The organism is Adonisia turfae CCMR0081 (assembly GCF_011009555.1).
Lineage (GTDB): Bacteria > Cyanobacteriota > Cyanobacteriia > Phormidesmidales > Phormidesmidaceae > Leptothoe > Leptothoe turfae.
Map to the genome: position 1 here is coordinate 1270080 of NZ_QXHD01000004.1, position 7820 is coordinate 1277899.

General features: G+C 47.4%; 4 protein-coding genes. 2 read left to right on the forward strand and 2 right to left on the reverse strand.

Features of this window, described 5'->3' with window-relative positions; translation table 11 throughout:
• Window positions 1–235 precede the first annotated feature (235 nt).
• Window positions 236–2659 carry a PAS domain S-box protein gene (locus DXZ20_RS09570; protein WP_163697816.1) on the reverse strand — a complete coding sequence of 808 codons (2424 nt, stop codon included), beginning with the start codon at window positions 2657–2659 and terminating at the stop codon, window positions 236–238.
• A gap of 453 nt (window positions 2660–3112) precedes the next feature.
• On the opposite strand from DXZ20_RS09570, the gene rph reads away from it, so the two are divergent.
• Complete coding sequence (gene rph, locus DXZ20_RS09575) at window positions 3113–3835, forward strand: ribonuclease PH (RefSeq protein WP_163666459.1); 723 nt, start codon at window positions 3113–3115, stop codon at window positions 3833–3835.
• A 47-nt stretch (window positions 3836–3882) separates the two neighbouring features.
• Here rph and DXZ20_RS09580 read toward each other — a convergent pair whose 3' ends face one another.
• The gene (locus DXZ20_RS09580; RefSeq protein ID WP_163697818.1) at window positions 3883–5103 is read right to left on the reverse strand and encodes an MFS transporter; all 1221 of its coding nucleotides are present in this window, start codon (window positions 5101–5103) and stop codon (window positions 3883–3885) included.
• 862 nt (window positions 5104–5965) lie between these two features.
• On the opposite strand from DXZ20_RS09580, the gene leuA reads away from it, so the two are divergent.
• The gene (gene leuA, locus DXZ20_RS09585; RefSeq protein WP_163697820.1) at window positions 5966–7675 is read left to right on the forward strand and encodes a 2-isopropylmalate synthase; all 1710 of its coding nucleotides are present in this window, start codon (window positions 5966–5968) and stop codon (window positions 7673–7675) included.
• The last annotated feature ends 145 nt before the right edge of the window (window positions 7676–7820 follow it).

Sequence of the window (7820 nt, forward strand, 5' to 3'; positions counted from 1 at the left end):
AGTCGCAACGCATCCCGTCGTGTGAAGTCCATCTGACCCTCCACTGTATTTCTAAATTTGTTTCTATAGGGGATAAAAATTAACCCTGAGCCAAAACCAAACCACATCTAGACTTGTAGTTTTCATTTACAAAAAACTACAGGTCTAGAGATGGTTTGCTGTCTTATATGCCTGTTTTAACCGCTTATGGGCACAATGGCGTAGAAAAATTGAGAAAACTCAATCTTTAGCGGTATCACTCCGTTACAGAGGTCGGTAGAGTCAGCGTAAATTCTGTACCTTGATTAGGGGCAGAGTTAACCGTAATTTGCCCGCCGTGGGTTTCGACAACAATTTGTTGCACAATGGCTAGCCCCAGGCCGGTTCCTTTGCCAATCTCTTTTGTAGTATAGAGGTGATCAAAAATCTGCGACTTAATGTCCTCAGGCATGCCTGCGCCATTATCAATAAAATGGATGATGATTTTCCCCTGGTTGAATTCGGTCTTAATGGTGATCTGGTTAGGGGTGGTTTCCAGGGCTGCGTAATCTTGGTATTGGCTTTTTTCGTCTAGTGCGTCAATGGCATTGGCCAAAAGGTTCATAAAGACCTGGTTTAACTGCCCTGGAAAGCAAGTGATTTCAGGACAGGTACCGTAATGCTTATGCACCTGAATGGCTGGCCGTTGTTTATTAGCCTTCAGGCGGTGTTTGAGAATTAGTAGGGTACTATCCAGGCCCTCGTGTAAATTAAAGGCGACCTTGGTTTCTTTATCGGCACGGGCAAATGAGCGCAGACTAACACTAATGTTACGAATGCGATCGCATCCCGTTTCCATCGATGTCAGCATTTTAGGAACATCCTCTAATAGGTAATCCAGTTCAACGGCGGCAGCATGGGCAACTATTTTCTCCGTAGGGGCCTGTTGACGATAGAGGGTTAGATGTTCCATCAGATCCGATAGCGCGCGTTTGAGCTCAGTAACATTGCCACCGACAAAACCAACTGGATTATTGATTTCATGGGCAACACCTGCCACTAAATTGCCGAGGGCGGACATTTTTTCCTGTTGAATCAGCCGTAGCTGAGTGTTTTGCAGCTGTCTGAGCGCCTGTTCCAATTCTTGATTCTGTTGATTTATTTTGACTTCAGCCGCTTTGCGCTCGGTAATATCGATTGCCCGTGCAAAATTGTACTGTTCGCCTTCAAACTCTAAAAAGTTAGCAACAACTTCCACTGGAAATATATGCCCATCCTTCGTTTGGTGAAACGTTTCCAACCGTTGGTAATGACGCTCTTTGAGGGCTTGCCAATGGGCAGGCCATTCACGTTGAGAAAATGTGGGGGTAATATCCCACACCGACATGGTGGTTAATTCTGCTTGAGAGTAGCCCAATTTTTGACAGGCCGCTTTGTTGACCGAGAGAAAATGTCCATCCTTATTCACCCAAAAGCAGCTGGTAGCAGTATGATCAATGGCAAACTTGGCCAGGCTCAATGCTTTTTCAGTGGCTTTACGCTCACTGATATCCTGAATTAGACCTAAGGTATAGATCGCATGCTCCCCCTGCAGTTTGACCAAATAGACGGTTGTCTCTGCCCAAAAATAGGTACGATCTTTACGTAGATATCGCTTTTCCAGGGTGAAACTATCTACCTCCCCGCTATACAGACGTTCCATCGCTTGACGAGACGCTTGGATATCCTCTGGATAGGTGAGATCACCAAATGTCATCTGCAATAACTCTTCTCGGCTATAGCCGATCATTTGGCAAAAGAGTGTATTGACATTCGTAAATTTTTGAGTGGTCATGTTGGCTTCAGCAAAGCCCACAGCCGCTTGCTCAAAGGCTGCCTGGGTACGGGCCTGACTTAACTGAAGTTCAGCTTCAACCCGTTTGCGATCGCTAATGTCACGAAACACAACAACACTGCATTCTCGTTCTGCAAAAGAAAGATAGTTAACCGTGATTTCAGCTGAATAAACCCGCCCACTCTTGGTGAGGTGTTGAGATTCAAGAGAAACGCTTTGCTTCTGTTTAATGGTGTTCCAAAGCTTTTTCCAATGCTTCAGCGAGAAATTAATGTCAATATCGGGTACTGATAAGGTTGTGAGTTCTTCAGATGAGTACTCCAGGATGTTGCAAGCCGCTGTGTTAGCGTAGAAACATTTAGCATCTTCATCCAGCCAAACGATGCCGTTGGCTGCATTATCAACTGAAAACTGAGTCAGCAGAAGTTTGTTATTGAGTTTAGTCAGTTCTTCTGTTTTTTTCTGTTCTAATTCATAGAGCTGATTAACATGCCTTAGTTGTAAATGAGTGGCAACCCTGGCTAATAATTCCGGTTCTTGAAATGGTTTACTAATAAAGTCAACTGCTCCCACTGAAAAGCCTTTGACAATACTTTCAGTATCTGATAGGGCCGTAATAAAAATAACGGGAATGTGGGATGTACTGGGATTGGCTTTAATTTGTTGACAAGTCTCGAAGCCGTCAAGTCCTGGCATTTCAATATCCAGCAGGATCAGGTCTGGCACAAAAGACCGTAAACGGTGGATAGCCCGCTCGCCACTAATGGATGCTGCTACCGTATACCCAGCTGAAGCTAAGACCTCTGTGAGTACCTCTAAGTTCTCAGGTCTATCGTCAACAGTTAGGATTTTACCACTATCCAACATGGGTGATTTCGATAGCTCTGTGGGCCTGTCATACGGTTTTATTACACATTGGGTACTAGCAGTTTTACTGCAAAGCACTCATTTTTCAATAGTTCCCTATCGCAAATATAATCATCACCTCAATGTGGTTTGACAGCCAAGAGGTTCTTAAGGGGGGATTGCCTATTTGCAATAGGCAGCAGATTTAAAGCCCAATCACTTAGAAAACATAGATGTTTAATGGGCTTTAGCAGAGGGGGCAATGCCGACATGTTTCTATTAAGACGATGATCTGAGGTAGTTAGGTTCCATCGCTCTATATTTTTCAGGTAATTAGCGAACAAATCTGATAATTCTTTGATAAAAGTATTTTTGTAAGGACATCTAAGCAAACCCTAAAAAAACTGGTGGTAAGTCCTCAACACTCCGGCAGACTAGGTATGTTGGAAAATAGTTATACAGAGCATTGACACTATGGTTTGGCAGCGTCCTGATGGTCGGCAACCGAATGAACTGCGTCCAGTTAAGTTCGAGCGACGTTTTACCCGTTATGCGGCTGGGTCAGTCTTAGCCCACTGCGGCAATACTCAAGTGCTATGTACGGTGTCAGCGTCTGAAGACGTGCCTCGCTGGCTGAAGGACTCAGGGCAAGGTTGGCTCACGGCAGAATATCGGATGTTGCCCAGTGCCACCCACACCCGGACAAGGCGAGAGCTGATGAAACTATCGGGTCGTACCCAAGAGATTCAGCGGCTGATCGGTCGCAGTTTGCGGGCGGCCCTAGACTTAGAAGCGTTAGGGGAAATAACGCTGACGGTAGATGCGGATGTGATCCAAGCTGATGGCGGTACTCGCACGACGGCGATCACGGGGGCTTATGTGGCCTTAGAAGATGCGATCGCCACACTCATGGCCAAAAACACCCTGCAAAGCTCACCTTTAAAGCATCAGATTGCCGCTGTTTCTGTCGGTCTGTTAGAAGGCGATGCGTTTCTCGACCTCAATTATCCAGAAGATGTTGCAGCCGACATTGATTTTAATGTGGTGCTCAATGGGGAATTGGGGTACATCGAAGTGCAGGGAACTGCTGAGGCTGAAAGCTTTAATCGTCAACAGCTAAATCAGATGCTGGATTATGCAGAAGTGGGCATTAAGCAGCTGATGGTGCTGCAAAAAGAAGCGCTATTGCAAGATTAATTTAATCGGCGGATGGGCAATGCCCATCCGCTGGTTCTATTCATTGATCACACTGCCGGGGCTTTACTGTCTGGCAAATTTAGGGAAAACGCAAAGATTGCGATCGCTATAGTTAACCCACCTGCCACCAAAAAAGGCATGCCATACCCAAAGGTGACCAGTACGCCGGAAACAGCCGGGCCGATGGCATTGGCCATACTCAGGTAAGAAGAATTGGTACCGAGGGCTTCACCCTGTTCATCTTTAGACGTGCGTAGCGACAGGAGTGAATCGATCAGCGGCATCGGAAATGCATTGACAATACCAAAGAAGAATAGCAATACCCAGAACGCTTCAATGGTGGGGAACGACGGATAAAGAATCAGCAAAATTCCCCGCATAATCAGGGCAGTCACCAGCAGTGTGACAAGATTCATCCGTTTCCGCAGAGGCCCTAATAAGAACACCTGGGATAAAAACGCTAGAACGCCAAAGAATACAAACGCAAATGCCAGATTCTTGGTATCTTGCCCCAGCACCGTTAAGAAGAAGGGCTGAAACGCAAAGGTAAATACGGTGAATGTGGCCCCATTGAGAAAGGTCATCAGGAAAATGCGACCGACCAACGGTTTGCGGAAGGAGGTGGCCAGGCGGCCAAAACCAAAGTCATTTAGGGACAGGTTGAGTTTGCGATCGCACTCTGACGATGGCCGTGTTTCCGGCAATACCGCAAAACAGAGAATCGCTGCCACCAGGGCCATCAGGGCTGACACCATAAAACTCATACCCAAAGGCGTGATACCCGGTATCGGGGGTAAAGTCTGGGCAAAATAGGCCAGTGGCGGCCCCACGACAAACCCCAGTCGAAATATGCCGCCAAAAATTCCAAAAGCTTGGGTCCGCTGCTCCGGGGTCGTAATATCGCTGACCACCGCCTGGGCTACAGAATTATTACCCCCTGTTAGACCATCCAGCATCCTGGCCAGATACAGCCACCAGGCAAAGGGACTGACCGCCGCCAGCAGGTTAGCCACCACCGTGCCCAATAAGCTAATTACCAACAACGGCTTACGCCCAATGCGATCCGATAGCCGCCCCAGAATCGGGGTACCCAAAAACTGGGACAAGGAAAACGCCGTGGTCAGAAGACTCGCCGCCAGATCACTGAGACCAAACTCTTTAGCATAGGGGTACAGCGTTGGAATAATGATGGTAAAACTGACGGAGTTAATGAATGCCACCAACGTGACAATCCAAAACTGCAGCGGCAGGCGCGACTTGGCAGCCATAAAAGCAAAGACGTAAAGTTTTGTAACCTTGTTAGAATATCAGGATGCCTGGTTAAGCGCTAATCAGGAATTGTTTTGAGTTACTAGTTTTTAGTTCTTAGTTAGTTAAGTTAGACACGTTAAGTCATTAACAAACTATGGGAGACAATGCCTCAAAACAAAGAATGAGCAGCCAAGAACTAAGAACCAGGAACCAATAACCATCCAATAATTTAGTTGACGGTCTAAAAAAGAGTAAGCTAGAATCTCGTCATTGAGTTTTTCACAAACTTTTTTTGTCATGAACGCAGTCAAGCAGCTATCACTACACAGTCTAACTAGCCTCGGTGGGCTAGGACTGCTGCTGCGCCTGGCGCATACTAACTAGATTTCACCCCAATCCATACGATAGGCAGGCTTTTTCTAACCCATCCATTACCCAACGTTTCTGATATACGAGAATCTTTGAGTTTTGGATGTCATACCTGAAATCATAGGACGATCATTTCACCCAGGTTCTTCCACTTTTGGAAGAGCCCCATTGCTGAAATGAAAGCGTTCTCTTAGGTTGTCTCCCTAGCCTGCCTATCTCCAAAATCTCCCACGTCTATCGATACCCTATCCCCTCATGGGAGGGGCTCCGGGGTGGGTTTCCCTTGCGCAATTTTTCGAGCTCTCAACATCAATCCTTCTGCTTTTTAAAGGAATTGTTGTGGCTTGAGAGGTTTAAGTCTTTTTGCCTGTAAACATTGTTGCTCGCAGACTTTACCCACACCGCCCGTTGGGCACCCCTCCCAAGAGGGAAACGCAACAGCATCCTTTGCATGCTCTTCCCGAGAAAAGGAATTAAACAACCAACCATTAAGCACTCACAAAAACCATTATGTTGAAGCATCCTGCTCAGAAATATAGTCCGTTTCAGCCGATTCAGATTGACCGCACCTGGCCCAGTTGCACCATTACCCAAGCCCCCACATGGCTCAGCACCGATTTACGTGACGGCAACCAGGCCCTGGCTCAACCCATGTCGATTGAGCAAAAGCTGCACTTCTTTGAACTGTTGGTGCGCATTGGCTTTAAAGAAATTGAAGTAGGGTTTCCATCAGCTTCGGCAACAGAATTTGAGTTTGTCCGACGACTGATTGAAGAAGATCGGATCCCCGCAGATGTCACCATACAAGTCCTCACCCAGGCAAGGGAATCGCTTATCCGTCGAACATTTGAAGCACTGCGAGGAACAAAACAAGCAATTGTCCATGTCTATAATGCGACAGCTCCCGTCTTTCGACAAGTTGTCTTTCGCAATAACAAAACAGAGACCATTGAACTAGCTGTGTCAGCTGCCACCCTGATTCGGCAGCTGGCCCAACAACAACCAGAAACAGTCTGGCGATTTCAATACTCTCCTGAGGTCTTTACTTCAACTGAACTACCCTTTGCCCGAGATATTTGCAATGCAGTCTTGGCCGTGTGGCAACCCACACCCGACGCCAAAGCGATTATTAACTTACCAGCCAGCGTTGAAGTCGCTACACCCAATATATTTGCCGATCAGGTGGAATGGATGCATCGCCAGTTAGACTACCGTGATGCAGTGGCCCTGAGTGTCCATCCCCACAATGATCGAGGCTGCAGTGTTGCCGCAGCAGAGCTGGCCCAAATGGCAGGAGCTGACCGAGTGGAAGGCTGTCTGTTTGGCAATGGCGAACGTACCGGCAATGTGGATTTGGTGACGTTAGCAATGAATCTCTATACCCAGGGCATTCATCCGGGGCTAGATTTTTCGCAAATAGATCAGGTGGCCGCAGTCGTTCAGCAATGTACTCAGTTGCCCATTCATCCACGACACCCCTATGTTGGTGATCTGGTCTTTACAGCCTTTTCTGGGTCTCACCAAGATGCCATCAAAAAAGGATTTGCTCAACGACAGCCGGGGGACTACTGGGAGATTCCCTATTTGCCCATGGACCCGGCAGATGTGGGTCGCTCCTATGAGGCCATTGTGCGGGTTAACAGCCAGTCAGGAAAGGGGGGCATTGCCTTCTTGCTAGAGCGAGACTATGGCGTTGTTCTACCCAAGGCTTTACAGGTGGAATTTAGCCAGATAGTACAGCAGGTTATGGATAGTACTGGCTACGAAATGTCATCGTCTGCAATTTGGCAGTTGTTTGGTAGCACCTATGGCACAGCACCGGGGCCAGTGGTCTATCAATCCCACCATCTAGAGACGGCAGGTGACAATGACCAGGTGCAACAGCTAGTGATGCAGGTTAACTACGACAACCAACCGCTATGTTTGCAAGGGGCTGGCAATGGTCCCATCGATGCCCTAGTGGCAGCTCTACGGCTTGGTGGCTTGGCAATCGAGATTGCTGACTATGAAGAGCGCGCGCTACATGCAGGCAGTGGGGCCGAGGCCATTGCCCTAGTTGCCGTTACTGGTCCGGAACAGTCACAGAAATACTATGGCGTGGGTACCCATCGCAATATCACAACAGCCTCAATCTTGGCTGTGCTTAATGGTCTTAACCGTTTACTGAATGCACAGGATCAAGCTGGGCAAGATCAGCAATCGCTTAGCCTCTGCGTTTAATCACCATCAGCCATCGTTCCCTGAGTAAAGCTTAGGGAACGATGGCTAATATCAATCCCTAGGGCACCTCTATTTATTGATTTTTTGAGGAATCGAGTCTCAAATAAGACTGTTATCCAGCCTTGTTTCTGGAAATCAGAATATG

Coding starts and splice junctions, on each gene's coding strand:
- rph (WP_163666459.1), top strand. CDS start 3,113: ATGGTTTGGCAGCGTCCTGATGGTCGGCAACCGAATGAACTGCGTCCA.
- DXZ20_RS09570 (WP_163697816.1), bottom strand. CDS start 2,659: ATGTTGGATAGTGGTAAAATCCTAACTGTTGACGATAGACCTGAGAAC.
- leuA (WP_163697820.1), top strand. CDS start 5,966: ATGTTGAAGCATCCTGCTCAGAAATATAGTCCGTTTCAGCCGATTCAG.
- DXZ20_RS09580 (WP_163697818.1), bottom strand. CDS start 5,103: ATGGCTGCCAAGTCGCGCCTGCCGCTGCAGTTTTGGATTGTCACGTTG.